This window comes from Dokdonella sp., assembly GCF_044227025.1.
GTDB lineage: Bacteria > Pseudomonadota > Gammaproteobacteria > Xanthomonadales > Rhodanobacteraceae > Dokdonella_A.
The window spans coordinates 15,598-41,996 of sequence record NZ_JBGAFX010000005.1; the positions used below are offsets into that span (position 1 = coordinate 15,598).

A 26,399-nucleotide genomic window follows, 5' to 3' on the forward strand; every position below is an offset into this window, starting at 1 on the left:
TTCACTGCCGTGGCGTGGAGTCGTCGCGTATTTCGGCGTGCACGCCTTCGAGGCGCGTCTCGCCGATCTGGATCGCCTTCGCATCGAACGTGCCCGTTGCCGGAGGCAACAGGCCTTGCAGCGACTGCGGATCGAAGTGCGCGAGCCACGCGGCGAGATCGGCGCTGTTGGCGAGATCGAGCGTGACGTCCTCGGCGATCGGCTTGCCCGCCGCGATCACGCTGCCGTGTTCGACGCGGACCGCGAAGCGCACATCCGGCGGCGCGCTCGTCGATTTCGGACGCGCGGCGAGCCATGCGCGCAGCGCATCGAGGTCGAACACGGGGCGCACGAGTTCGATGCGCTCGATCTCGACGGTGTCGCCCCAGAGCGTGTGCCACGGCACCGCCGCGCGCAGCGCATCCGCGCGCAGCAGCACGCTGTCCTGCGCCTTGAGCACGGGTTGCGGCAATTCGGCGCGCAGGCCGGGCACGAGCGCGTAGCCCGCATCGCCGCCGAGCGTGAGCTCGGCACCCAGCTGCTCGCGAACCTGGTCGACGAGCAACGTCGTCAGGCGCTTCGGTCGCGTGTAGTGATGCACGACGAAGGCGCCGATCGCGCCGAGCAGCAGCAGCGCGAGCAGCACGCGCGGCCAGCGCCACCGTCGGGGCCGTTGCGGCTTCTGCTCAGTCATTGCCGCCGAGCGTGGCCGGCAGCAGGCCGTCGACGAACGCGGCCGCATCGAACACGCGCAGGTCCTGCGCGCGCTCGCCGAGGCCGACATAGCGGATCGGCAGGCCGAACTCCCGCGCGAGCGCGAACACCACGCCGCCCTTGGCAGTACCGTCGAGCTTGGTCACGACGAGCCCGCTGACGCCGATCGCCTGCTGGAACTGGCGCACCTGGTTGATCGCGTTCTGTCCGGTGGTGCCGTCGATGACCAGCAGGGCCTCGTGCGGCGCCTCGGGATCGAGCTTGGCGAGCACCCGGCGGATCTTCGACAGCTCGTCCATCAGGCCTGATTGCGTATGCAGGCGCCCGGCGGTGTCGGCGATCAGCACGTCGCTGCCGCGCGAGCGCGCAGTCTGCAATGCATCGAAGATGACGCTGGCCGAATCCGCGCCCGATCCCTGTGCGATCACCGGCACGCCGTTGCGCTCGCCCCAGGTCTGCAACTGCTCGACCGCGGCCGCACGGAAGGTGTCGCCGGCGGCCAGCACGACGTTGCGGCCCTCGCCCTTGTAGCGATGCGCGAGCTTGCCGATGGTGGTGGTCTTGCCGACGCCGTTGACGCCGACCATCAGCAGCACGAACGGCTTGCGGCCATCGACGGCGAGCGGCTGCTCGACCTTCGCGAGGCGCGCGACGAGATCCGCGCGCAACGTCGCGAGCAACGCGCCGGCGTCGGCGAATTCGCGCTTGCCGACGCGGCGGCGAAGGTCCTCGACGATTTCGTTCGCGGTCGCGATTCCGACGTCGGCCGTGATGAGGCAGGTCTCCAGCTCGTCGAGGAACGCATCGTCGAGAACCGGGTTGCGCTTGAAGATCGCGGCCAGGCCGCGCGCGAAGCCGCTGCCGGACAGGCGTTCGCGCCACGAGCGCTTCGCCGGTGCGGCGGCTGCCCCGCTGATGTCCTCCGCACCGTCGGCGGCGACGTCCGCTGCGACTTCGGTCGCGTCCACCGCCGGCAGATCGGCGCGCACGGCTTCGTCGGCACCATGCGCCGCGTCGGTCGTGCCGGCGTCCGGCGACTTCTTCTTCCAGAACTTCAGCATCGAGGATGAATTGGGCGAGAATGCGGGCCCGCAATGCTAACACCCGGCCCGGCTCGAACGATGCGCAACGGTTCCCCGAAAGCCTCCGCCGGCACGCTGCGCATCGTCGCCGGAAAGTTGCGCGGTTCGCGCATCGCGGTGCCCGATCGCGCCGGCCTTCGACCCACCCCGGATCGCGTGCGCGAGACCCTGTTCAACTGGCTGATGCCGTATCTGGGCGGCGCACACTGCCTCGACCTCTACGCTGGTACCGGTGCGCTCGGCATCGAGGCGTTGTCGCGCGGCGCCGGCGCGTGCACGTTCATCGAGCGCGATCGCGACCTGTGCGCGGCGCTGTCGGCCAATCTCGCACGCCTGCACGTCGATGCGGCCGAGGTCGTCCATGCGGATGCGGCAGCCTGGCTGGCTGGGCCGGCGCGACCCTTCGGCATCGTCTTCGTCGACCCACCGTTCGATGCTGGACTGTGGACGGACGCGGCGCAGGCGCTGGAGCGTGGTGGCTGGCTCGTCGATGGCGCCCTCGCCTACGTCGAGGCGCCTCGCGACGCGCATTTCGAGCTGCCGCCCAACTGGCAGGCGCACCGAGTGGGGCATGCCGGTGCGGTGCGATTCGCGTTGTATCGCCGCTCCGGCGGGGACGGGTCGACAGGGTAGCGAGTCCGGCGCATGTCCGGGCTCGCTTCCGCGAATCAACGACTTGCGTCGTCGATTCGCATGTGATCCATCGTTGGATCGCGCCATCACGCTGTTTCTCGACAGCCTGCTAAAGTAGCGCGACTTCCCGGGGACGATGGTTCGCATGGTGACTTCGCAGCAGCGCGCGCGCATTGCGGTGTATCCGGGTACGTTCGATCCGATCACAAACGGCCACGTCGACCTGGCCGGTCGCGCATCGCCGTTGTTCGACCGCGTGATCGTCGCGGTCGCGGACAGTTCCAGCAAGGGCCCGGCATTCGACCTCGATGCGCGCATCGCACTCGCGCGCACCGCGCTTGCGGCGTTCCCGAATGTCGAGGTGCGCGGCTTTTCGTCGCTGCTCGCGCACTTCGTCGAGGAGATCGGTGCGGGCGTGATCCTGCGCGGATTGCGCGCGGTGTCGGACTTCGAATACGAGTTCCAGCTCGCCAGCATGAATCGCCATCTCATCCCTGCCGCCGAGACCCTGTTCCTGACGCCCGCGGAGCAATACAGTTTCATCTCGTCCTCGCTGGTGCGCGAGATCGCGCGCCTCGGCGGCGACGTTTCCGGATTCGTGCATCCGGCCGTGCAACAGGCGCTGCGGACGCGCTACCAGACTTCAACCAAGAGGTAACACCATGCGCAAGATCCTTTCGTTCGTGGCACTCGCCTGCGTAGCGACCCTGTCGCTGAGCGCGTGCAACCAGGCTCCGACGCCGCAACAGGTCGTCGCCGAACAGAAGCCCGAAGTGGTGCCGATGCCGACCGATCCAGCCGACAAGGCGGGCTGGAAGAAATACCTCGTCAGCGTCGTTACCGCGAACATGCAGGGCGTGAAGAGCGCCCACCCCTACATGTATTTCGTGCCGGGCGGTGAGGACGAGGCTGCCGTGGCCGACCGCAACAACCAGTACGAGAACGTCCACAACACGGTGCTGCGCGGCGTTCTGCCGGGCAACATGATGGCGTTTGGCGGTCCCGATTCGAAGATGACATCGGAATTGATCATCAACGCATTCAAGGATGCGCAGCCGGGTTCGTTCAAGGACGTGGTCGTGCTGTTCATCGGCGCGACCGCCGAGGGCGCCGCGGTCAAGCTCGCGCTCGACCCGACCGGCGCCGACGTGCGCTTCGCGCAGGCGAAGTAGGCGGTACAGCCGGGGTGCGGGATCGGAGATTGGGGATTCGTTGCGGCACGGCTGCGCGAATTTCTTGCAATCTCCGATCCCGGGTCCATCTTGCCGGAGGTCCGCTCGGGCGCGCGTGATGCGCGTGCGCCGCGAATCTCCAATCCCGAATCTCCAATCCCGGCTTGAAGTCATGTCGCTGAAGATCACCGACCAGTGCGTCAACTGCGACGTGTGCGAACCGGTATGCCCGAACCAGGCGATCTCGCTCGGAGCCGAGTATTACGAGATCGCTCCCGGCCTGTGCACCGAGTGCGTCGGCCACCACGACGAGCCGCAGTGCGTCGTCGTCTGCCCGGTCGAATGCATCATCGCTGATCCGCTGCATGCGGAATCGCGAGAGCAGTTGCGGGCGAAGTACGAGCGCCTGACCGTCGAGGAAAAACCATGAATGCATCCCGGACTTTTCTGCGCACGCTGCTGCTTGCGCTTGGCGTCGCGCTTGCGGGCAATGCGTTCGGCGCCGCCGCTCCGGGGCGTGCCGCAATTGCGAGCGCGCACACGTTGGCGACGGCGGCAGGTTTCGAGGCGCTCGCCATGGGCGGCAACGCGTTCGATGCGGCGGTCGCGGTCGCGGCGACGCTGTCGGTGGTCGAGCCGCAAAGTTCCGGCGTCGGCGGCGGCGGCCTGTTCCTGCTGCGTCGGGCGAGCGATGGCAAGGAGGTCATGCTGGATGCGCGCGAGACCGCTCCGGCCGCGGTCGATCCGAAGGATTACCTCGACGCGAACGGACAACCCGATCGCGACCACGCCTTGAATGGGCCGCTGTCGGCGGCCATTCCCGGCGAGCCGGCGATGTTCGTCGCGCTTGCGCGCGATTACGGCAAGCTGCCCCTGTCGAAGTCGCTGGCACCGGCGATCCGCCTCGCGCGCAAGGGCTTCCAGCCCGATCCGCGCGCGATCCGCGCGATCGCGCGCCAGCGCGACACGCTGCTGCGCTGGCCCGCGTCGGCGGCGCTCTATCTCGATAAGGGCGGCGTACCGAAGCAGGGCTGGACCCTGCGCCTGCCCGATCTCGCGAACGTGCTGGAATCGATCGCGCGCGATGGCAACGACGGTTTCTACCGCGGCGAAACGGCCAGGCGCCTGGTCGACGGCGTGCGCGCGGCGGGAGGGCGCTGGACCCTCGATGATCTTGCGAAGTACGAAGTGAAGGAACGCAAGCCGATCGCGTTCGAATACCGGGACTGGCACATCGTGACCGCGCCACCGCCGTCGTCGGGGGGCATCGCGCTGGCCGAGATGCTGAACATCCTGTCCGGCTACGACCTCGACCGGCTCGACAAGGCGCATCGCACGCACCTGATCGTGGAGTCGATGCGCCGCGCCTATCGCGACCGCGCCGAATACCTCGGCGATCCCGACTTCGTGCAGATGCCGGTTGCCGAGCTGACCCATCCCTTGTATGCGGCCGGACTGCGCGCCTCGATCCTTCCGGACAAGGCGACGCCGAGCGACATGCTGCCGGGCTACATGGCGCCGCCCGAAAGCATGCACACCTCGCATTTCTCGATCATCGACCGCGATGGCAACCTCGTCTCCGGCACGCAGACGGTCAACACCACGCTCGGCTCGAAGTTCGTCGTCGCCGGCACCGGCTTCGTGCTCAACAACGAGATGGACGACTTCGCACTCGTCGCCGGCAAGCCGAACGCGTACGGCCTGGTCGGCAACGACAACAACGCACCCAAGCCGGGCAGCCGTCCGCTGTCGTCGATGACGCCGAGCTTCATCGTCGGCAAGGACCGCATCGGCGTGATCGGCACGCCCGGCGGCAGCTACATCATCACGATGGTGCTCGAAGGCATCCTCGCGTTCGTCGATGGCGAGACGCCCGAGAAGATCGTCGCGCTGCGCCGCTACCATCACCAGTACCAGCCCGACGTGATCGAGGCGGAGAACGGCGCGTTCACGCCAGCGGAGCAGAAGGCGCTCGAAGCGATGGGCCACGCGCTGAACGTCGCCGCCGGCACCTGGCCGTTCGGTTTCATGAACGTCGTCAGCTGGAACCGCCACACCGGAGAGATGCACGCGGGCAGCGACCCGCGCGGCGATTCGGGTAGCGGCATCGTCAAATGACGGGAGCGGCCGAAGCCGCGATCGGCTACATTCCGGGCAGGCGCAAGGGCGGAAATTTCTTTTCTTGTGGAGCGGCGGAAGAGCAGGCCGCCGCTCGCAAACGAACGGGCATTCGACGTGAAACTCTGGTCCATCCTCGGCAATTCGCAGCGCCTCGACGGCGGCGCGATGTTCGGCAATGTCCCCAAGGCGATGTGGGAGCAATGGATCGCGCCCGACGCCGACAACCGCATCCCGCTCGCCTGCCGCGCGCTTCTCGTCGAAGGCCTGAACGGCAAGACCGTGCTGTTCGAAACCGGTATCGGCGCGTTCTTCGAGCCGAAGATGCGCGAGCGTTTCGGTGTGGTCGAGGAGCGCCATGTGCTGCTTGATTCATTGCGCGCGGCGGGCTTCTCGCACGAGGACATCGACGCGGTCGTGATCTCGCACCTGCACTTCGACCACGCCGGCGGCCTGCTCGCCGCGTGGGAGGAGGGCAAGGCGCCGAGCCTCCTCTTCCCCAATGCGACTTATGTCGTCGGCGAGGAATGCTGGCAGCGCGCGACCCATCCACATCCGCGCGACCGTGCTTCATTCATCGCCGAACTGCAACCGCTGCTGGAAGCATCGGGGCGGCTCGAACGCGTGCAGGGCACGCATTCGCTCACCCTCGGCATGCAGGTGCGCTTCAGCTATTCGAACGGCCACACCCCGGGCCTGATGCTCGCCGAAATCGCGACCGGCGTTGGTGGCGGCATCGTGTTCTGCGCCGACCTGATCCCCGGGCGACCGTGGGTGCATCTGCCGATCACGATGGGCTACGACCGCTATCCGGAACTGCTGATCGACGAGAAGCGCGCGTTCCTCGAGGACAAGCTCGCGCGCGAGGTGCGCCTGTTCTTCACCCACGACTCCGGCTGCGCCAGCGCGCAGGTGACGCGCGATGCGAAGGGCCGCTTCGGCACCACCGCCGAGCGCGTCGAACTCGCGGGCGAGGCTGCCTGATGGCACGCCGCGCGCATCGTCGCGGCAGCGTCCGACCGCTGCTGCTCGCGCTGGCCGTGCTCGCATTGGCAGCGGGCGCGTGGTACTGGCGCTCTCGTCATCCGATGTTGCCGACCGGGGCGGCTCCCGCCGTGGCGCCCGTGGCGGCGAATGCGGATCGAGTCGATCCGCGCAACGAGGGTCGTACCGTCTCGGTGAGCGGTACGCTGCAGGTCGTGCGCCCGGCGCGCGATACCGACCTCGGCGTTGCTGTCGATGCGGTCCTGCTCGCGCGCGAAGTCCGCATGCTGCAATGGCAGGAACATTGCGCGGGCAACGAATGCAACTACGCGCTGGCCTGGTCGGATCATCCGGTCGATTCGCATGCGTTCCGCGACGCCCAGGCGCACCGCAACGGCATGCCGTTCCCGTTTTCCAGCCAGCGCTTCAGCGCGGGCGAATTGCGCCTTGGCGCCTACACGGTCGACCCGACACTCGCGGCCGCCGGTGTCGCGCTCGAGCGCCATGCGGTGACGGTTGCGCGCTTGCCGCCGAATCTCGCCGCGACCTTCCGCGATTGCGACGGCGCGCTCTGCTCAGGCGACCCCGCGAAACCTGCCGCAGGCGATCTGCGCGTCGAATATCGCATCGCAGCCGCCGGCCGCCGCACCCTCGAAGGCATCCAGCACGGGGACCGCCTGCAGGCGATGCACTGATACCACCTCCAACAGGAATTTCGCATGCACATCACCGGCATCTACGCGGCACTCGGCACCTTGCTCGTGCTGGCTCTCGCCCTGCGCGTGTCCGCTGTCCGTCACGGCAAGCGAATCCATCTCGGCGATGGCGGCGACGAGGGAGTGCTCCGGCGCATCCGCGCGCACGCGAACGCGGTCGAGAACCTGCCGCTCGCGCTGCTGCTGCTGCTGTTGCTCGAACTCAACCAGTCGCAGCCGTTGCTGCTGCATGTGTGCGGCTGCGTGTTGATCGCCGGACGCCTGCTGCATGCGCTCGGCATGTCGGTGCGCAGCGGTGGCCAGTTCGGCCGCTTCACCGGCACGCTGCTGACCTGGGGCGTGATGATGGTGATGGCCGTGCTGCTGCTGTGGCAGTGGCTGGTCGCCGTTTCGATCCACTGAGCGGCGCAGCGGCCTTCCTGCGCGCCCTCGATCAGCGCGCGAACAGCGCCGCGTTCTCGAGCATGAACAGGCCGGCGAACATCTTCGGGTCGATCGAGTAGCCGGCATGGATCTTCTCGACCAGCCAGGCGGCGGCCTCGCTGCGCGGCACTTCGTGCAGGGTGATGTCCTCGGTCTCGTCGCCGCCGCCTTCCTCCACGCGTTCGAGCCCGCGTGCGCGCACGAACGCGAGGATCTCGTTGCTCATGCCGGCCGAGGTCGGCCCGGACATCAGGAAGTCGATCGCGGCCGCGCGATAACCGGTTTCCTCGACCAGCTCGCGATGCGCGGCGTCGACCGCGCTCTCGTCGGCGCTGCTGGCGACGTCGCCGACCAGGCCGGCCGGCATCTCGATCGTCATGCACTCGATCGCCGGCCGGTACTGCTCGACGAACAGGATGCGGTCTTCCGGCGTCACCGCGATGATCATGACGCCGCCGCCCGGATTGGTGCGCTCGGCATACTCCCAGCGGCCGCGGCGCTTGAGGCGCAGCCACTTGCCGTTGCAAAGGGTCTCGGTTTCAGTCATTGTTAGCGGCTTTCCTGAACTTTTTCAGCGGCTTGGCGGTCCACATCGGGCCGATTTCCCGCCAGCGAGGTATTTTCGATGTCGATCCGCCGCATTCTATGCACTTTCGCGCTCGCGCTCGCGACCACCGCGGCGACCGCGGCGCCAGCGGGAGGCGGAGTCGACCCTTCGAAGCTGTCGAAGGCGCAGATCGACCAGATGCTGGTTCCGAGCGCCCTGCTGCGTGCAGCGGCAATGTACAAGGAAGCTGGCGATGCCGAGCGGCTGACCTGGACGCTTGAGCGCCTCGTCGCACTGCAGCCGAACATCGGCGACCTCAAGCTCGCGCTCGCGGGAGCCTATGCGGCGCAAGGCGAGAAGACCAAGACCTACGACCTCCTGCTCGCCATGCAGCGGGTCGGCTACGGCTACGAACTCGGTGGCAACCACAGCTTCGACAAGGTCGCCGACACGAGGGTCTGGACCTATGTCGTCGACAATCTCAAGGCGAACCTGAAGCCGTTTGGTGAAGGCAAGATCGCGTTCTCGCTGCCCGCTGGCGACCACCTCTACGAGGCGCTCGCATGGGATCCACTGCGCAAGCAGCTGCTCGTCGGCAGCGTGCGCGACGGCACGGTCATGCGCGCGGACGCGGACGGCAAGCTCTCCAGCTTCATCGCGCCCGACAAGGACAACGGGTTGTGGAGCGTCTACGCGATGGCAGTCGACGCCGATGACGACGCGCTGTACGTCGCCAGTACCGCCTCGCTCTACTTCAAGGGTTTCGACAAGGACAACTACGGCAAGGCCGGCGTGTTCAAGTTCCGCCTGTCCGACGGAAAATTCCTCGCCAAGTACATCGTGCCCGCTTCCGATCAACCGAGCACGTTGTCGAGCATCGCGGCCGGCGGCAAGGGTCTCGTGTTCGCCGCCGACGGCCTGCGCAATGTGATTTACCGGCTCGATGGAGGTGCGCTGAAGCCGATGGTGGTGAATCCGCGCCTGACGAGCCTGCGCGGCATGGCGCTCAGCGGTGACGCGAAGACCCTCTATTTCGCCGATTACGCCCTCGGCGTGTTCGGCGTCGACCTCGTCGCGGGCAAGGCATTCGACCTGCTGTACGATCCGGAGCGCATCACGTTGGGCGGCATTGACGGTTTGTACTGGTACGACCACAACCTCGTCGCGATCCAGAACGGCATGACGCCACATCGCGTCATGCGCATCGCGCTCGATACCGACGGACGCAGCGTGACCGGCGCGATGCCGCTTGATGCGGGCAACGCGGCGTTCGAATTGCCGACCTACGGTACCGTTGCCGGCGACGCGCTGTACTTCGTCTCGAACAGCCAGCGAAACGCCTACGACGGTTACGGTGCGCCGAAGGACGAGCACAAGCTGGCGGCGCCAAACGTGTTCAAGAGCGACCTTCGCTTCGCCTGGGGCTCGGGCGCATTCAAGGCTGCGCGCGCGCCAGGCAAACCGCCGGCTGTCATCAGCGACTCGAAGCCCGGCAGCGGCGTGTTCTCCAATGTCGACGGCGGCTCCCAGTCCGTCACCGGCAACTGATTCCCGGATGGACTCATCCCGTGCGGGCCATGGATGGCCGATGACACGGGATCCAGATCACGCAATCGACCCATCCCGTGCGGGCCCTGGATGGCCGAGCGTGAAACTGCAGGGCGCACCCGCGCGCGCCGATGCCGCGCAATCACTGCGTTGAGGCACCTGTCGAGATCGCACGCACGCGCGCCCGCGTGAGCGGCCCGAGGCGCAAGCGCTCGAACAGGTCGCCGATCGCCGGATCGAACGGGCGCTGGCGGTAGGCGTCCGCATCGGCTGGCACCGGGGCATCCAGCGCGATCCCGGTCAATGTGCGTGACAGGCGCGCGAGCGCGGCGTGTTCGCGCAGGCGCATCGCCGCGGCTGCCGCGCCGCGCGTGCGCAGGAACGCGACTTCGTCGGCGCGTTCGAGCAGCGCATCGAGCGTGCCGTAGTGGTGCAGCAGGATCGCCGCGGTCTTCGGGCCGATCCCCGGCACGCCCGGGATGTTGTCGACCGCATCGCCTGTCAATGCGAGATAGTCCGCGACCTGGTGCGGATGCACGCCGAGGCGCGACTTGACCCCGGCACCGTCCCAGCGCTGGTTGCGCGGCGGATCCCACTGTTCGTCCGCTGCGCCGATCAACTGGCCGAAATCCTTGTCGGCCGAAATGATCACGCTGCGGAAACCATGGGTACGCATGGTGGTATGCGCGCTGCCGATGAGATCGTCGGCTTCGTACTGGTCGTCGACGAGAACGGTCATGCCGAGCGCGCGTGCGACGTCCTTGCAGCCGGCGAACTGGCGCAGCAGATCGGGCGGCGCCGCCGGCCGGTTCGCCTTGTACGCCGGGTAGAGCGTGTTGCGGAACGAGGTGTTCAGCGATTCGTCGAACGCGACCGCGACGTGCGTCGGCTTCGCGCGTTCGAGCAGGTCCAGCAGGAAGCGCGTGAAGCCATGCACCGCGTGCACCGGTTCGCCGTCGGCGTCGTGTGCATCCGGCACCTGCGCGAACCAGGCGCGGCAAACGTACAGGCTGCCATCGACGAGGTGGACGGTAGCGCTCACGCCCACTCCGAAAATACGTCGGCGAGCATCGGGCGCGTGCGTTCGGGCGCGGTTTCCTTCGCGCTGCCGATGTGCATGAAGCCGATGACGCGTTCGTTCGCGGCGAGGCCGAGCACGCGCGCGACCTCGTCGTCGTAGGCAGCCCAGCCGGTCAGCCATTGCGCGCCGAAGCCGAGCGCCTGCGCGCCGAGCAGGAGGTTGTAGGCGACACAGCCCGCGGACAGGAGCTGTTCCTGCGGCGGGATCTTCGGGTGGTCCTGCTCGATGCGCGCGATCACCGCGAGGATCAGCGGCGCGTGGTTGAAACGTTCGCGATCCTTGTCGAGTGCGGCCGGCGCGACATCGGGTTCCTTGCGCGCGTGGATTTCGACGATCGCGCGCCCGAGCCGCGCGCGCGCGTCGCCACGGATCGCGAGCAGGCGCCATGGCACGAGCTTGCCGTGGTCGGGCACGCGGATCGCGGCTTGCAGCAGTAGTTCGAGCTGCGCGGGATTCGGCCCGGGTTCGCCAAGCTGGCGCGACGGCACCGAGCGGCGCTGGTTGAGGAAATCGAGCGGTTCCAAGGAGGCGTCTTCACGGCGGGGGAATGCGAAGGATAGCCGGCATGGGCTTCGATCGTGCGGATGGCGGGCCACCGGCTCGCCAGCCTCGCGCGATCTGGGCTAGGATCGCCGTTCCGATCGGAAGGGTGAGATGGCATGGCGACAACCGTAATCGCGGTGCGCGAGACCGTTCCGGGCGAGCGCCGCGTCGCGCTGACCCCCGAGGTCGCGAAGAAGCTCAAGGCGCGCGGCGCCGATCTCGTGATCGAGCAGGGCGCCGGGCAGAGCGCGTACTTCGCCGACGCCGCCTATGCCGGGGTCGAAGTGCTCGGCAGCGCCGCCGCGGCGCTCGCGCGCGCCGACGTGCTGCTCAAGGTGCAGCCGCCGTCGCTCGAGGAGATCGCCGCAATGAAGGAAGGCGCGGTCGTCATCGCGCACCTGCAGCCGCATCTGGCCCCGGAGCGCACCAAGGCGTTGCGCGATCACAGGATCACCGCATTCGCGATGGAACTGCTGCCGCGCACGACGCGCGCGCAGGCGATGGACGTGCTGTCCTCGCAGGCCGCGGTCGCCGGCTACAAGGCAGTGCTGATCGCGGCCGAGGCCGCACCGAAGTTCTTCCCGATGCTGACCACCGCGGCCGGCACGATCCGGCCGAGCAAGGTGCTGATCGTCGGCGCCGGCGTCGCCGGCCTGCAGGCGATAGCCACCGCGCGCCGCCTCGGCGCACAGGTGGAGGGCTTCGATGTGCGGCCCGAAACGAAGGAACAGATCGAATCGCTCGGCGCGAAGTTCCTCGACCTCGGCGTCAGTGCCGCCGGCAGCGGCGGCTACGCGCGCGAACTCACCGCGGAGGAGCGCGAGCAGCAGCAGCGCGCGCTGGCCGAGCAGCTCAAGGCGTTCGACGTGGTCGTGACCACGGCGGCGGTGCCGGGTCGAAAGGCGCCGCGCATCATTTCGGCGTCGATGGTCGCCGGCATGAAGTCCGGCGCGGTCATCGTCGACATCGCCGCCGAAACGGGTGGCAACGTGGAAGGTACCGAAGCCGGCCGCACCGTCGTCAGCGCGAACGGCGTCAGCATCATCGGCACGGTCAACCTGCCTGCTAGCGCGCCCGTGCATGCGAGCGAGATGTATGCGCGCAACCTGTACAACTTCCTCGAGCTCTCGCTCAAGGACGGCGTGCTGGCCCTGGACTGGGACGACGAGCTGATCGCGAAGACCTGCGTCACACACGCCGGTGAAATCAAGCATGGGCCGACGAGAGCGTTGGTTGATGGCACCTAGCAACTTAGTACCCAAGGTTGCAGCCAAATCCGAAATCAGGGGCCGCTCGCGATCGTCGGATTTCATCGCCGCCCTGCCCGCGCTCCGGCGCTCGCGCAATCCGATTCGAACTCGCCTCAAGCCATTGCGGTGTCAAGCACGGAACGTGGACTGTCATTGTCGTTCTGGGCTAGTCTCCACGGAGATACTTTTGGAGGAAGTCCGCACGTCAACGCATCGAGTCGCGAGGCTGCTGACCCTGATTGCAGCGCTGGCCTGCGGCCCAGCTATGGCCTATCCAGAGAATCCTTTCCTGACCCCCGAACATCCGACCGCAGGGGAGTCGATTGTCTTCAATGTCCATTCGGGACCGTGTGACCTTCTACAGCATCCCTTTGAGGTTCCCATCGTTACGCTTGTCGACGATAAGGTCGCGGTACAACTTTCGGGAGAACATATAACTGACCCGGAGTGGTGCGTGGGTGGATCGCGAATTGAGGGAGTCAATATCGGTGCCTTTCCACCGGGTTCTTACATGGTGAGTGTGGACTGGCGGTACTACGATGGGTTTGGATTCGTACATATAGCATTAGGTGTATTGCCGCTTACGATTGCCGCCCCAGTGGGTAGTGATCCCAAGCCATTGCCGACATCCAGTGGTTTTGGCATGGCGGCACTCGCGTTCTTGCTGGTGGCTGCTGCGGGATCGAGGTTGAGGTTTGGGGACACGGCATAGCCGGGCGATGTATAGCGCAGCCAGCTTTGCGCTGCCATTCGCCGCTTTTCAGCGACGAAAAATTGGGGAGGGAGTCATGCTCAGCCATTGCGCACGGTTCGAAGGGACTTCCGCTACTCGGACCGCGACGGTATCAAAGACATCATCGAAATGCCTTTAGTCGGCATACCGACAAACGATCCTGCAGCTGCGGTACCGGGTCGTTGCATTGTGGTGCAGACGTGATTTTCAGGTACGGTTTCGAGTGGTAATCGAAAAAGTGGAGCCGGTTCATAATCCGGGTTTGCGGATTTTCGTGGTCGGCCGCGTGCGCTCTACGTGCTTCGTTTTTCAGGCTTTTTGTCGCTGATGGAGTCGACGATGATCGATGGATTTCTTGCGCTGTACATCTTCATGCTCGCCGCATTCACCGGCAAGGAAATCATCGGTCGCGTGCCGGTGATCCTGCACACGCCGCTTATGTCGGGTTCGAACTTCGTGCACGGCATCGTGCTGGTCGGCGCGATGATCGCGCTGGCGCACGCCGAGTCTCCACTCGCGATCGCGATCGGCTTCATCGGTGTCGTGCTCGGTGCGGGCAATGCGGCCGGCGGCTACGTCGTGACCGAGCGCATGCTCGAGATGTTCAAGTCGAGCAAGGACAAGAAGTGATATCGCTCTTTGTGGGAGCGGCGGAAGCCGCGATGCGGGGCTCCGCAAGAAGAAGAGGCATCGCGGCTTCCGCCGCTCCCATATTCCGATCCCTGTTCCGACGCACGTCCGGGAAGCATTGATGGACACACAGACACTGCTGGTCTATTTCGCCAAGGCGTCCTACCTGCTCGCCGCGGCGCTGTTCATCCTCGGCATCAAGCGCATGTCCTCGCCGGTCACCGCGCGCAAGGGCATCGTGCAGGCCGGCATCGGCATGGTCATCGCCACGCTCGCGACGTTCGCGATCACGCGCGGCCACAACCTCGGGCTGATCATCGCGGCGATCGCGCTTGGCGTGATCCCGACGTGGCTCTGGGGCAAGAAGGTCGCGATGACCGACATGCCGCAGATGGTCGCGCTGTTCAACGGCATGGGCGGCGGTTCCGCGGCGGCGATCGGTGCCGGCGAATTGCTCAAATTCACGCAGCCCGGCGCGGCCACGCCGCCGCTGGCGATGCTCACGCTCGCGATCATAGGCGCGCTGATCGGTTCGATCTCGATGACCGGCTCGATCATCGCCTGGGCCAAGCTCGACGGGCGCATGGACCGGCGCTTCACGTTCGGCGGACAGCAGGTCGTGAACTTCGCGGTGCTCGCCGCCGCGGTGCTCGCGGGACTTGCGCTGGTCGCGTGGAAGGTTGATGCGAGCCTTGTCGTCGTGTTCTTCCTGCTCTCCCTCGCATTCGGCGTATTGATGACGCTGCCGATCGGCGGCGCCGACATGCCGGTCGTGATCTCGCTGTACAACGCATTCACCGGCCTCGCCGTCGCGTTCGAAGGCTATGCGATGGGCATCGAGGCGCTGATCGTCGCCGGCATGGTGGTCGGTGCCGCCGGTACCTTCCTCACGCAGTTGATGGCGAAGGCGATGAACCGGCCGATCAGCGGCGTGCTGTTCTCGAACTTCGGCGGAGGCGGCAGCGGCGAAGCGATCGCCGGATCGCAGAAGGCGATCGAGGCGAGCGACGCCGCATCGCTGCTGTACATGGCCGAGAAGGTCATCATCGTGCCCGGTTACGGCATGGCCGTCGCCCAGGCACAGCACAAGATCTGGGAACTGTCGCAGGCGCTGATCAAGGCCGGCAAGGACGTGAAATTCGCGATCCATCCGGTCGCGGGCCGCATGCCCGGCCACATGAACGTGCTGCTCGCCGAGGCCGGCGTGCCGTACGACCTGATCGCCGACATGGACGACATCAATCCCGAGTTCAAGACCTGCGACGTCGCAATCGTGATCGGCGCGAACGACGTGGTGAACCCGGCCGCGAAGACCGACAAGTCCTCGCCGATCTTCGGCATGCCGATCCTCGACGTGGTCGAGTCTCGCCAGACGATCGTGATCAAGCGCGGCAAGGGCACCGGCTTCGCCGGCATCGAGAACGCACTGTTCTACGCCGACAATACGCGCATGCTCTACGCCGACGGCAAGGAAGCGGCGAACCAGCTGATCACCGAGCTGAAGGCGGTCGAGGGTGGTGGCGGTCACTGAGTCCGGGCGATGCTGAATCGTTTCGCGTTCGTCTTCGTCGCTGCGGGTATGTGTGGCTGCGTGCAGCAACCCGCGCGGCTGCCCGGTGCGCCGCTGCTCGGTGCGGCGCGAGCGCTTGAAGCATTCGGCGGGTTTCCGCAACGCAAGCCTCCGCAGCCGTCGTTGCCGGGATGCGCGCCGGACGCGACTGCTGCGTTGGATCAAGAACCTGCTCGCGAGGTGATGCGGCGCATCGACCTCTATGCGAGCGAAGGACGCATCGGCGCCGATGCGGAGAAGGAATGGTTTGCGCTGTACGCCGCCTATCACGCGCTGCCGGCCCAGGGTACGCAGGCGGTCGAGGATCGGCGTACCGGCGCTCGATTGAGCGTATTGAGCCTCGTTGCGGTATTGCCCGAGCCGGCGCATTGGCCTGCGATGCGCGACACCGCGAAGCGGATCGCGAAGCGATCGCCGCGGGATGGGCGCACCAACGACGAAAGAATGTCGGCGATGGCACTGGGTCTCATGTTCGACGCACTGCTGAACGATACCGTCGGCCAGGGAAAGGCGTTGGGCATGCTGGGTGCCGTTGCGAAAGTCGCATCGAAGGAGCGACGCGAGCAGTCCGGGCCGATCATCGCCGAATGGCGCGAGCGGCTGCTGCGCGAAGCCGGGACCTACGACCCGATCGCCGAGGCCACGCGGCAGCTCGACACGGTGAAGCCCGACGCCGAGTGCTGCACCTATGTCGACTCCCTGCTTGTCGATGTGGATCAAGCGCGTGTCAGGTCATTTCTTGCGAACGCGCTGTTCGAGCGACGCGTCGCACTGGGGTTCGATCCGTCCGAAAGCGTGCTGACGCTCGCGCAAGACCTGGCAAAAGAGCGGCCGGACCGGCTGGCTCGTGTCCAGTGGGGACTCGTCGGCGGCGCACGCGCGCTCGAATTCTTCTACGCGATGGCGGCGCTTGCGGATTGTCGCGGGCGCGCCTGTTCGCAAATGCCGCCGGATTTCGACCAGGCGCTGAAACTCGCGCCGCGCTTCGTGCGCGGTCGCCTGCTGCGGCCGCTGATCGAGGCTGGAGAGGACGAGCATGCCGAACGCTTGTTGCTCGAAGCGTCCGACAGCTCCTTTGTCGTCTTCAGCCTTGCGCAAGACCTGCAGCACATGATCGACGCGGGCAGCGGCCAACGTGCACTGGATTTCGCGCGATTCCTGCTCACGCGAAACCCGTCGTCACCGTATTGGTCCAGCCTCAATGCTTTCGCATACGCGACCGACCAGCGCCTCGCCGCCCAGGCCTACGACTTGCTTGCCCGCGCGCCTTCGACTACGCCGGATCTCGAAGAATCACGCATGTTGCTGAGTCGCTCGATCGTATGGGAACCCACAACGGGCAACGATGTTGTCGCGACGGCGCAGCGATTGCAGCAACGCCTTGGATTGCCCGTGGCCGGGGAGCGGTCCGAATCATTCCACGACGACCCGCGACTGGCGCGCGCCGAAGCCGCGGAGCAACTGTCCGAACTCGGCGTGCTGGAGGAACGACGGGAGTGGTCGCGGCAAGGGCTGGTCGCGATCGAGCAGATCCTCGCCGAAACGCGCGCTGCGGCCTATGGCAAGGACGGATATCACGGCGACTTCACGCGCAACAGCGCACTCGAAGCCGCCGTTCGGCTGCTGCGAGAGGCCGGGCGATCCGCCGATGCGGAACACTTGCTGCTCGAGGAACTCGCGGCAATCGGCGCCACCTGCCGCGCGGTCGGTATCGACGGTTGCCGTGAACGCTTCGCCAGCCGCTATTCCGGCGCGGATACCGATGGGGCGGCGCGATTGCTGATGGTGTTGTATGCGGACGCCGGCAGGAACGACGACGCACGCCTCCTGGCAGACCGCTATCCGCTTTGGCAAGCCGAGGACGCGGCGGCTCTGGCAATCGGCGGCGAATCGCATCCTGCCGTCGCCATCGCACGATCGCTTGCTGCTGCGGGCGAAGCCGAGCGTGCGTCGAAGCTCCTGTTGCAGGTTCTGCCCGGCTACAACGGCACACCCGAAGCCGCGCGCCTGTTCGGGCAAATGGTCGGAATAGCCGCCGCCGACGCAATCCTGCGCGACGGAGGGCCTGATCGCGGGATGCGATTCGCGAGCGCCGCGTTGGCTGCGTCAGGTGCAGGCGATACGGTCCGCGCTGGACGACTGGCGGCGATCGCGCGTGCCGAGAGGCTCTATTTTCCGTGGCGTGGCGTGCTCGATGCCATTCTTGCCGACGCTGCTGCGGCTGCCGGAGATGCCGGCGCGGCGATGCGCTGGCACGAGGGCACGCAGGCGCACGCGCTGGCCGAGCGGGCGAATCGCTATGCGCAACTCGGCGTGACGTCACGCGCGAACGCAGGATTTGCTGTTGCCCTCGCCATGCAGCAACCTGGCGATTGCATTGAAAACTGGATGCTGGATCCCGCGCGCAAACGCGGCGATCACGCGCAGGTCACTGCCTTGCTGCGGCGAATGGCGGCCGCTGCCAGCGCGGACCCGAGCGGTGGCGCGCTCGGCTGCCTGAGAGGCTACCTGTCGCTGACGCCGGAAGAACTCTCCGTGTTGCGCCGAGCACTCCACGATACGACGCCATCGTCGCCGGCCATTGCCTCCATGTTGCCGACGGTGATCGACGAACTCGATGCCGACTGCACGCTCTCTTCGTCGGCCGACCTTGAACGGGCATGCTTCACCCCCGCGCAGAGGGTCGCCGATACGAACGCAGCCTACGCAGCAGCGAAGGTCCGGTTCGAAAAGGATCCTGGCGATGCGGACACGCTCGGCCAGCTCCATGACTTCACCCGACGCAGCGCGTTCCCGTCGCTCTACGGGGGTCACATGGACGGTCCGCCAGCGGCACCCCGCATCAGCGTCGATGCCGCCGAGCGCGATGGCTGGGCGCTGCGACTGATGAGCAGCCGACCGGCACGGGTACCGGCACGCATCGAACGCGAAGACGGCGGTTCGGGCAGCATGCACTCGTTCTGGAGCCCGGTGACTTTGCTCGCGGACTACTGGCGCACGGCGTTCGAAGCGGCGCGGCACCTGCCACCGCCCGTCGAACTGCCGGCCTATCCACTCGTGGCGACGCGCGAATGTCTCGAATCCACCGACGCGACCACGCCGGGGAAAAACGCTTCCGTCGTACCGGTCGATCCCGCCGTCCGCGCGGGCCTTGCGATCGGCAGTACCGAGATCATCATTACGGCGGCGCGCTTGATCGAACCGGGCGTGCATGACCCGTGCACGATGTGCCTGTAGGCGACAGCACACGATCGATGCCAATGCGAACCGCAAGGACCTGCCGATGAAGGCCACCAGGGGCACACGAAGCACACCCGGCGTTCGCGGCCTCACTGGCCGCGTCGAATGGAAGGCGCTGCAGCGCCATGCGACGGTGATGCGCAAGCGCCACCTGCGCGAACTGTTTGCCGCCGACTCGGATCGAGGCGGGCGCTTCGCGCTCGACGCGGCGGGCCTGTACCTCGACTTCGCCAAGCAGCGCATCGATGCGCAGACGATCAAGCTGCTGCTGCGCCTCGCCGACGCCTGCGGCGTGCGCGAGCGCACCGAGGCGATGTTCCGCGGTGAACGCATCAACCCGACCGAGGACCGCGCGGTGCTGCACGTCGCGTTGCGCGCGTCGAGGCGCGAGCGCATCGTGGTCGACGGGCGCAACGTCGTCGCCGACGTGCATGCGGTGCTCGATCGCATGGCCGCGTTCTGCGAACGCGTGCGCGCCGGCGGCTGGAAGGGCCATCGCGGCGATCGCATCCGGCACGTCGTCAACATCGGCATCGGCGGCTCCGACCTCGGGCCGGTGATGGCGTACGAGGCGCTGCGCGCGTACGCGGACCGTTCGCTCGACGTGCGCTTCGTCTCCAATGTCGACGGCACCGATTTCGCCGAGGCGACGCGCGATCTGGATCCGGCGCGCACGCTGTTCGTGGTCTGCTCCAAGACGTTCACGACGCAGGAGACGCTCGCCAACGCGCACGCGGCGCGGCGATGGTGTCGCGCCGCGCTGCGGGACGAGTCGGCGGTGGCGAAGCACTTCGTCGCCGTGTCGACGAACGCGGCCGAGGTCGCGAAGTTCGGCATCGACACCGCCAACATGTTCGGTTTCTGGGACTGGGTCGGCGGCCGCTATTCGATGGATTCGGCGATCGGCCTGTCGACGATGCTGGCCATCGGGGCGGACAATTTCCGCGACCTGCTCGCCGGCTTTCGCGCGATGGACGAGCATTTCCGTAAAGCCCCGTTCGAGCGCAACCTGCCGGTGCTGCACGCATTGCTCGGCATCTGGAACACGAACTTCCTCGGCGTCGAGAGTGTCGCGGTCCTGCCGTACGAGCAGTACCTCAAGCGCTTTCCTGCCTACCTGCAACAACTCGTGATGGAGAGCAACGGCAAGCATGTCACACGCTCCGGCAAGCGCATCGGCGTCGACACCAGCCCGATCGTCTGGGGCGAGCCGGGTACGAACGGGCAGCATTCGTTCTACCAGCTGATCCACCAGGGCACGCGCATGATCGCCTGCGATTTCATCGGCTTCTGCGAAACCGTGAATCCCGTCGGTGACCAGCACGACCTGCTCATGGCCAATCTGTTCGCGCAGGGCGAGGCGCTCGCGTTCGGCAAGACCGCGGCGGAACTGCGCGCGGAAGGCGTGCCGGCCGCGCTGGTTCCGCACAAGGCCTTCGAAGGCAATCGCCCGAGCACCACGATCCTCGCGGCGCGGCTCGACCCGCGCACGCTTGGTGCCCTCGTTGCGATGTATGAGCACAGCGTGTTCGTGCAGGGCGTGGTCTGGGACATCGATTCGTTCGACCAGTGGGGCGTCGAACTGGGCAAGGTGCTCGCGAAGCGCATCGGCGCCGAGCTTGCGGCGACGAAGATGCCACGCCTCGCTCACGACAGTTCGACCAATGCGCTGATCCGTCGCTACCGCAAGCTGCGCGGGAGCGCGCCATGAGCGGTGCGAGTCCACTCGCGGGAAAGCCGGCGACCTCGATTCCGCCGGTCGACATCGATCGCCTGGTCGCGGCCTATCACGAGCAAGCGCCCGATCCGTCCGATCCGGCGCAGCGCGTGTCGTTCGGCACGTCCGGCCATCGCGGTTCGTCGCTGGCGCGCAGCTTCAATGCCGCGCACGTGCTGGCGATCACGCAGGCGATCTGCGAACACCGCGCCGCGGCCGGCATCGACGGTCCGCTGTTCCTCGGCATCGACACGCACGCACTGTCGAAGCCGGCGATGGACAGCGCACTCGAAGTGCTGGCCGCGAACGGCGTCGAGGCGCGCATCGCCGCGGGCGGGGAATACACGCCGACGCCGGCGCTGTCGCACGCGATCCTCGGCTGGAACCGCGGCCGCACGCACGGGTTCGCCGACGGCATCGTGGTCACGCCGTCGCACAATCCGCCCGAGGATGGCGGCTTCAAGTACAACCCGCCGAACGGCGGTCCGGCCGACACCGCGATCACCGGCGCGATCCAGCAACGTGCGAACGAGCTGCTCGAGCATGGTCTCGGCGAGGTGCGACGGATCGGCCTGCGTGAAGCGCTCGCGGCATCGACGACGCGCGAGTTCGATTTCCTCGGCCGCTACGTCGACGATCTCGGTGCACTGATCGATTTCGACGCGATTCGCGGCGCGGATCTGCGCCTCGCGGTCGACCCGCTCGGCGGCGCCGGGGTCGCCTACTGGCCCCGCATCGCGGAGCGCTGGAACCTCGCGCTCGACATCGTCAGCGAGCAGGTCGATCCGACGTTCTCGTTCATGAGCCTCGACTGGGACGGGCGCGTGCGCATGGACCCGTCGTCGGCGCCCGCGATGCAGCGCCTGATTGCATTGCGCGAACGCTATGACGTCGCGTTCGCCTGCGACACCGACCATGATCGCCACGGCATCGTCGCGCGCAGCGTCGGCCTGATGCCGGCGAATCACTATCTCGCGGTCATGATCGACTATCTGTTCGCCGGGCGCACGCAATGGCGCGCCGACGCGGCGATCGGCAAGACCGTGGTCAGCAGCGCGATGATCGACCGCGTCGCCGCGCGCCTCGGCCGGCGCGTGCACGAGGTGCCGGTCGGGTTCAAATGGTTCGTCGACGGGCTGTGCGACGGCTCGCTCGGCTTCGGCGGCGAGGAGAGCGCAGGCGCCTCGTTCCTGCGCCGTGACGGTGGCGCGTGGAGTACAGACAAGGACGGCATCGCCCCGTGCCTGCTTGCGGCCGAGATCACGGCGCGCGGTGGGCGCGACCCGGGTGAGCGCTACGCGCAGTTCTGCGAGGAGTTCGGCGAGTCGCATGCGAATCGCGTCGACGCGCCGGCGACGCGCGAGCAGAAGGCGCGCCTGTCGAAGCTGTCGCCAGCGCGGATCCGCACCGACATGCTTGCGGGCGAGCGCATCGAGCAGGTCCTCGATCGCGCTCCCGGCAATGGCGCGGCCATCGGTGGCATCAAGGTCGTCGCCGCGAACGGCTGGTTCGCGGCACGGCCGTCCGGCACCGAGGACATCTACAAGATCTACGCCGAAAGTTTTCGCAGTCGCGATCACCTCGACGAGATCCTGCGCGAGGCGCAGGATCTCGTCGATCGCACGATCGCCGCTTGAAGGTTCTCGCCGCTGCCCCCAGTTTGACGCGTCGCCAATTCCGGAACATCGCCATGCCCGCACCGATCCGCATCGATTTCGTGTCCGACGTGTCCTGCCCGTGGTGCGCGATCGGCCTGAATGCGCTGGAGCAGGCGATCCGCACCAGCGGGGCGGATGTCGAAATCCATTTCCAGCCCTTCGAGCTGAATCCGCAGATGGCGCCGGACGGCGAGGATGCGACGGAGCATCTCGTGCGCAAGTACGGCCTGACGCCGCAGCAACTCGAGCGCAACCGGGAAATGATCCGCGCGCGCGGTGCGCCACTCGGTTTCGTGTTCGGCCAGCGCCGGCGCATCCACAACACGTTCGACGCGCATCGCCTGCTGCATTGGGCCGGCATCGAGGGTGCCGACCTGCAGCGCGCGCTCAAGCACGCCCTGCTGCGCGCCTACCACAGCGAAGGCGAAGACGTCGGCATGCACGATGTGCTCGCGCGCATCGCGGGTTCGGTTGGCCTCGACGCGAAGCGTGCGCGCGCGGTGCTCGACTCCGGAGAATATTCCGAAGAGGTGCGCGCGCAGGAGCGCTACTACACCGAGCGCGGCATCCAGGCGGTGCCCGCGGTGATCTTCAACGAAACCCAGCTGGTGTCCGGCGGCCAGCCGGTCGAGCTGTTCGAGCAGGTGCTGCGCCAGCTCAGCGGCGCGCGCTCGAGCTGAAGCGACCTCAGGCGCGTCGGCGCAGCATGAGCGCGCCGGAAAGCACGACCGCGGCGGCGAGCACGACCATGCCCACCGTATCGAGATCGGTGCGTGCGAGATCGAGCGCCATCGACGGATCCATGCGCACCAGCACCGTGCGCATCGGCATGCCGAACATCGAGGCCATGCGCGCCACGGCCTGCAGATAGAGCGAGTAGACGCTGGCGAGCGCGACGCAGGTCACGGCAACGACGGCACCCGACCAGCGTCCGGCGTAGCCGTGCGCACGCAGGGTCCAGACCACGACGGCGGCGACGACGAACGCAAACCACGCGAGGTCGCCACGGCTGTACAGCGCGAGCAGGCACCAGATCGCGCCGCCGGCGAGTGCACACATCGCGGCGGTGGCGATGCCGATCCTGCGCGGGCGCGTGTTGTGGTTCGTGATCGACATCGCGGCTTCCGTTCGCGTCGAGCCGACGCGCGAGGCGCGATGATAACCGCTCCACGCTACCGGCAGCGGTTGCGGTTTCGGAAGAGGCGAGCGGTTTGTGCGGCGGAAGGCGCGGATATTCTTCGTCCCGCGCCCTGGAAGCGCTTCGACCTGAAGAACGCATCGCGGTTTCCGTCGATCTGGATGGGCGGCACTCCTGGGGGCGGATCGAGCCGCAACGCGACGAGTCCCGCCGTAGTCATCGCCATCGCCATGTACCGAATTGGCGGACGCGATCGGTGGCGCACCATTGCACGTACCGCCTACGGGATCGTCTCGGTCTCGCGCAGCATCCATGCCTGCGGGAAATGGCTGAAGCCGACGTGCGGGTAGTAGCGTTCGGCTGCGGGCGCGGCAAGCAGCAGCAGTTTCGCCTGCGGCGCCGCAGCCTGCGTGCGTCGCATGAGTTCCTTGCCGATGCCGTGACGCTGATGGGAAACGCGCACGGCGAGGTCGGCGAGATAGGTGGTCCAGACGAAGTCGGTCACGCAGCGCGAGATGCCGACGAGTACGTCGCCGTCCCACGCGGTGACGATGAGGTTCGCATTCGCGAGCATCGCGGCGAAGCGCGCGTCGTCGTCGATGGGGCGGCGCTCGCCGAGGGTGGAGGCGCGATACAGCTCGCGCGCCTGTTCGAGCGCGGGGCGCACGTCGTCGCGGTAGGTGATCCTCATGCGCCGCCCTCGTTGCTGGCGAGCAGGTGGCGCACCGAGGCGGGCAGGTTGGCGTCGGCGAGGCCTGGTTCGGGCAGCGGCGCCGCATAGTGCGTGCGCATCGGCACCACGCCGGCCCAGTGCGGCAGCGCGAGGTCGGCCGGATTGTCCTTGACGCCGCCGCTGCGGATCTTCGCGCTCGCATCCTCGATGACGAAGCGCAGCACATGCGTCGCGGCGAGCTCGTTGCGATCGGGCGCGCGTGATTCCGCGGCACGGCCGGGAATCAGCGCGTCGACGAAGCGCGCGAGCGCTTGCGCCTTGCCGGCTGCATCGTCGATCAGCACCGCGCTGCCGAACGCGACCACCGAGCGATAGTTCATCGAATGGTCGAAGTGCGAACGTGCAAGCACGAGGCCGTCCAGATGGGTCACGCTGACGCATGCGGCGATCCCTTCGGCAAGTTGCCCGGCGAGCCGACTCGCGACCGAGCCGTGCAGCAGGATCGTGTCGCCGTCGCGCGCATACAGCATCGGGATCGCAAACGGCTGCCCGCCGACGCAGAACGCGACATGCGCGAGCAGGCCGGCGTCGAGGATCGCGTGCACGGTCGCACGGTCGTAACGCGCGCGCGCCTTGCTGCGCTCGACGCGGTGGCGCGCGTCTTTCGCAATGGATTCCCCGGTTGCAACCATGGATGGCTTCTCCGTCATTCCGGCAATTTCGGCACTCAACATTACGCGCCGATATTGGTACCATCCAGTGCCGTAGGCGAAGATATCAACAGGGCCAATCGTGTATCTCGACCTGGATGGACAAGGCGCGCGGTATGCGCAGCTTATCCGCGCCTTGAAGGGCGCAATCCTCGACGGGCGCGTCGCCGCCGGTGCGCGCCTGCCGGCGAGCCGTTCGCTCGCGCGCGAGCTGGACATGTCGCGCAACACCGTGCTCGCTGCCTACGAGCAGTTGCAGGCGGAAGGTTTCCTGCTCGGTCGGGTCGGGTCGGGCAGCTTCGTCGCCAACGTCGGCAATGCCGCGCCGGTGAAACGCACACCGAACGCACTGGTAGCGCCTTTGTCCGGTTTCGCGCGGCGCGCCGCATCCAACACCGATGGCCGGCGCATTCCCGGGCACCAGCACGACGACCTGCGCTACAACCTGCAATACGGCCTGCCGCTGGCTAATCCTCTGCTCGGCAGCGTGTGGCGGCGCGAAGTGAGCCGTGCGGCCGAACATGTCGACTTCGACTATCCGGATGCGCAGGGCCTGCTCGCGTTGCGCGAACAGATCTGCGACTACCTTGCGCGCCGGCGCGGAGTGCCGGCTGCACCTGAAGACGTGCTGATCGTGTCAGGCACGCAGCAGGCGTTCGCGCTCGCGGCACGCGTGCTGCTCGAACCCGGCGACACCGTGGTGCTGGAGGATCCGCACTACCGCGGCGCGCGCCAAGTCTTCGCGACGCACGGTGCGCACGCGCGCGGTTGCCGCGTCGATGCCGAGGGCCTCGTGCCGGCCGCCTTGCCGAACAGTGCGCGCCTCGCCGTGGTGACTCCGTCGCACCAGTTCCCGACTGGTGCGCTGCTGCCGCTCGGTCGCCGCGTCGAGTTGCTGGACTGGGCGGTCGAGCGTCGCGCCTGGCTGATCGAGGACGACTACGACGGCGAGTTCCGCTACGGCGGCCGTCCCCTCGCGGCATTGAAGTCGCTCGACCGCGACGGCCGCGTGATCTACATCGGCAGTTTCTCCAAGGCACTGTTTCCCGCGTTGCGCCTCGGCTACATGGTCCTGCCGGCCGCGCTGCGCGAGGCATTCTTCGCGGCGAAGTGGCTGGAGGATCGCGGCTGCAATGCGCTGGAACAGGGGGCGCTCGCGCATTTCATGGCCGATGGCGGCTTCGAGCGCCACCTGCGCCGCGCCGCGGTCGCGTTGCGCGCGCGGCGCACGGCCATGCTCAACGGACTGCGCCGCCATGCCGGCGATGCGGTCGAGGTGGTCGACTCCAACGCAGGCATGCACCTGACCGCATGGCTGACGCGCGCGAACCATGGCGATTGCGAACGCCTCGTCGCGCATGCGCGCGAGCGTGGACTCGGCCTCTACACGATCGCGCCGTACTGCCTGAAGGTACCGCCGCGACCCGGCCTCGTGCTCGGCTATGCAGGCTTGCCGACCGCGGACATCGATGCGGCGATGAAACTGCTCGGCAAGTGCCTGCAGGAGACCGGATTGCGCGGCTGATCGCGTGGGGCGGAT

The 26,399-nt window shown here is 67.2% G+C and carries 25 protein-coding genes; 17 read left to right on the forward strand and 8 right to left on the reverse strand.

Translation table 11 applies throughout. From position 1 onward, the window contains the following. Position 1: 1 nt before the first annotated feature. A complete protein-coding gene (locus ACILRJ_RS12585; RefSeq protein WP_395683545.1) occupies positions 2 to 673 on the reverse strand; it encodes a hypothetical protein in 672 nt (223 codons plus the stop codon). After that, the gene (gene ftsY, locus ACILRJ_RS12590; protein WP_395683546.1) at positions 666 to 1,754 is read right to left on the reverse strand and encodes a signal recognition particle-docking protein FtsY; all 1,089 of its coding nucleotides are present in this window, start codon (positions 1,752 to 1,754) and stop codon (positions 666 to 668) included. The genes ACILRJ_RS12585 and ftsY overlap by 8 nt, the downstream gene beginning before the upstream one ends. A 60-nt stretch (positions 1,755 to 1,814) precedes the next feature. On the opposite strand from ftsY, the gene rsmD reads away from it, so the two are divergent. The 8 genes from rsmD (at position 1,815) to ACILRJ_RS12630 (ending at position 7,800) form a co-directional block, all read left to right on the forward strand. Continuing rightward, on the forward strand, positions 1,815 to 2,408 hold the full coding sequence (rsmD, locus tag ACILRJ_RS12595) for a 16S rRNA (guanine(966)-N(2))-methyltransferase RsmD (RefSeq protein WP_395683547.1): 594 nt from the start codon (positions 1,815 to 1,817) through the stop codon (positions 2,406 to 2,408). Positions 2,409 to 2,553: 145 nt separating this feature from the next. Continuing rightward, positions 2,554 to 3,066, forward strand: coding sequence for a pantetheine-phosphate adenylyltransferase (gene coaD, locus ACILRJ_RS12600; protein ID WP_395683548.1), 513 nt, complete (start codon positions 2,554 to 2,556; stop codon positions 3,064 to 3,066). A gap of 4 nt (positions 3,067 to 3,070) precedes the next feature. Then, positions 3,071 to 3,580 (forward strand): hypothetical protein, encoded by a 510-nt coding sequence (locus tag ACILRJ_RS12605; protein WP_395683549.1) that lies wholly within the window; start codon positions 3,071 to 3,073, stop codon positions 3,578 to 3,580. Positions 3,581 to 3,752: 172 nt separating this feature from the next. Continuing rightward, complete coding sequence (locus ACILRJ_RS12610; protein WP_395683550.1) at positions 3,753 to 4,010, forward strand: YfhL family 4Fe-4S dicluster ferredoxin; 258 nt, start codon at positions 3,753 to 3,755, stop codon at positions 4,008 to 4,010. After that, positions 4,007 to 5,698 carry a gamma-glutamyltransferase gene (gene ggt, locus ACILRJ_RS12615; RefSeq protein ID WP_395683551.1) on the forward strand — a complete coding sequence of 564 codons (1,692 nt, stop codon included), beginning with the start codon at positions 4,007 to 4,009 and terminating at the stop codon, positions 5,696 to 5,698. The genes ACILRJ_RS12610 and ggt overlap by 4 nt, the downstream gene beginning before the upstream one ends. 117 nt (positions 5,699 to 5,815) lie before the next feature. After that, on the forward strand, positions 5,816 to 6,682 hold the full coding sequence (locus tag ACILRJ_RS12620) for an MBL fold metallo-hydrolase (RefSeq protein WP_395683552.1): 867 nt from the start codon (positions 5,816 to 5,818) through the stop codon (positions 6,680 to 6,682). Beyond that, entirely contained in the window at positions 6,682 to 7,377 is a 696-nt protein-coding gene (locus ACILRJ_RS12625; protein WP_395683553.1) for a TMEM43 family protein, read from the forward strand. The genes ACILRJ_RS12620 and ACILRJ_RS12625 overlap by 1 nt, the downstream gene beginning before the upstream one ends. Before the next feature lie 24 nt (positions 7,378 to 7,401). Beyond that, entirely contained in the window at positions 7,402 to 7,800 is a 399-nt protein-coding gene (locus tag ACILRJ_RS12630; protein ID WP_395683554.1) for an MAPEG family protein, read from the forward strand. 31 nt (positions 7,801 to 7,831) lie between these two features. Here ACILRJ_RS12630 and ACILRJ_RS12635 read toward each other — a convergent pair whose 3' ends face one another. Then, positions 7,832 to 8,368 carry an NUDIX hydrolase gene (locus tag ACILRJ_RS12635; RefSeq protein ID WP_395683555.1) on the reverse strand — a complete coding sequence of 179 codons (537 nt, stop codon included), beginning with the start codon at positions 8,366 to 8,368 and terminating at the stop codon, positions 7,832 to 7,834. Positions 8,369 to 8,446: 78 nt separating this feature from the next. Between ACILRJ_RS12635 and ACILRJ_RS12640 the strand changes: the two genes are divergently transcribed. Then, a complete protein-coding gene (locus ACILRJ_RS12640; RefSeq protein WP_395683556.1) occupies positions 8,447 to 9,916 on the forward strand; it encodes a hypothetical protein in 1,470 nt (489 codons plus the stop codon). A 142-nt stretch (positions 9,917 to 10,058) separates the two neighbouring features. On the opposite strand, the gene ACILRJ_RS12645 is transcribed toward ACILRJ_RS12640, so the two are convergent. Together ACILRJ_RS12645 and ACILRJ_RS12650 are read right to left on the reverse strand one after the other, a co-directional pair. After that, complete coding sequence (locus tag ACILRJ_RS12645) at positions 10,059 to 10,958, reverse strand: 5'-3' exonuclease H3TH domain-containing protein (protein ID WP_395683557.1); 900 nt, start codon at positions 10,956 to 10,958, stop codon at positions 10,059 to 10,061. Further along, on the reverse strand, positions 10,955 to 11,521 hold the full coding sequence (locus tag ACILRJ_RS12650) for a nitroreductase (RefSeq protein ID WP_395683558.1): 567 nt from the start codon (positions 11,519 to 11,521) through the stop codon (positions 10,955 to 10,957). The genes ACILRJ_RS12645 and ACILRJ_RS12650 overlap by 4 nt, the downstream gene beginning before the upstream one ends. A 135-nt stretch (positions 11,522 to 11,656) precedes the next feature. On the opposite strand from ACILRJ_RS12650, the gene ACILRJ_RS12655 reads away from it, so the two are divergent. The 7 genes from ACILRJ_RS12655 (at position 11,657) to ACILRJ_RS12685 (ending at position 23,018) form a co-directional block, all read left to right on the forward strand. Beyond that, positions 11,657 to 12,787 (forward strand): Re/Si-specific NAD(P)(+) transhydrogenase subunit alpha, encoded by a 1,131-nt coding sequence (locus ACILRJ_RS12655; RefSeq protein ID WP_395683559.1) that lies wholly within the window; start codon positions 11,657 to 11,659, stop codon positions 12,785 to 12,787. Positions 12,788 to 13,862: 1,075 nt separating this feature from the next. Beyond that, complete coding sequence (locus tag ACILRJ_RS12660) at positions 13,863 to 14,153, forward strand: NAD(P) transhydrogenase subunit alpha (RefSeq protein ID WP_131994205.1); 291 nt, start codon at positions 13,863 to 13,865, stop codon at positions 14,151 to 14,153. 121 nt (positions 14,154 to 14,274) lie between these two features. Then, the gene (locus ACILRJ_RS12665; RefSeq protein WP_395683560.1) at positions 14,275 to 15,684 is read left to right on the forward strand and encodes an NAD(P)(+) transhydrogenase (Re/Si-specific) subunit beta; all 1,410 of its coding nucleotides are present in this window, start codon (positions 14,275 to 14,277) and stop codon (positions 15,682 to 15,684) included. A 9-nt stretch (positions 15,685 to 15,693) separates the two neighbouring features. After that, on the forward strand, positions 15,694 to 18,960 hold the full coding sequence (locus ACILRJ_RS12670) for a hypothetical protein (RefSeq protein WP_395683561.1): 3,267 nt from the start codon (positions 15,694 to 15,696) through the stop codon (positions 18,958 to 18,960). 46 nt (positions 18,961 to 19,006) lie between these two features. Next, entirely contained in the window at positions 19,007 to 20,674 is a 1,668-nt protein-coding gene (pgi, locus tag ACILRJ_RS12675; protein WP_395683562.1) for a glucose-6-phosphate isomerase, read from the forward strand. Beyond that, the gene (pgm, locus tag ACILRJ_RS12680) at positions 20,671 to 22,317 is read left to right on the forward strand and encodes a phosphoglucomutase (alpha-D-glucose-1,6-bisphosphate-dependent) (protein ID WP_395683563.1); all 1,647 of its coding nucleotides are present in this window, start codon (positions 20,671 to 20,673) and stop codon (positions 22,315 to 22,317) included. Before pgi ends, pgm begins: the two co-directional genes overlap by 4 nt. Positions 22,318 to 22,364: 47 nt before the next feature. Next, the gene (locus ACILRJ_RS12685) at positions 22,365 to 23,018 is read left to right on the forward strand and encodes a DsbA family oxidoreductase (RefSeq protein WP_395683857.1); all 654 of its coding nucleotides are present in this window, start codon (positions 22,365 to 22,367) and stop codon (positions 23,016 to 23,018) included. 7 nt (positions 23,019 to 23,025) lie between these two features. Here ACILRJ_RS12685 and ACILRJ_RS12690 read toward each other — a convergent pair whose 3' ends face one another. From ACILRJ_RS12690 to ACILRJ_RS12700, 3 genes are all read right to left on the reverse strand, one after another. After that, on the reverse strand, positions 23,026 to 23,454 hold the full coding sequence (locus ACILRJ_RS12690; protein ID WP_395683564.1) for a hypothetical protein: 429 nt from the start codon (positions 23,452 to 23,454) through the stop codon (positions 23,026 to 23,028). 302 nt (positions 23,455 to 23,756) lie between these two features. Then, positions 23,757 to 24,167, reverse strand: a complete 411-nt coding sequence (locus ACILRJ_RS12695; protein WP_395683565.1) for a GNAT family N-acetyltransferase — start codon at positions 24,165 to 24,167, stop codon at positions 23,757 to 23,759. Next, positions 24,164 to 24,841 (reverse strand): pyridoxamine 5'-phosphate oxidase family protein, encoded by a 678-nt coding sequence (locus ACILRJ_RS12700; protein WP_395683566.1) that lies wholly within the window; start codon positions 24,839 to 24,841, stop codon positions 24,164 to 24,166. The genes ACILRJ_RS12695 and ACILRJ_RS12700 overlap by 4 nt, the downstream gene beginning before the upstream one ends. Positions 24,842 to 24,941: 100 nt before the next feature. Here ACILRJ_RS12700 and ACILRJ_RS12705 point away from each other — a divergent pair, with 100 nt between their 5' ends. Continuing rightward, positions 24,942 to 26,384, forward strand: a complete 1,443-nt coding sequence (locus tag ACILRJ_RS12705; RefSeq protein ID WP_395683567.1) for a PLP-dependent aminotransferase family protein — start codon at positions 24,942 to 24,944, stop codon at positions 26,382 to 26,384. Positions 26,385 to 26,399 lie beyond the last annotated feature (15 nt).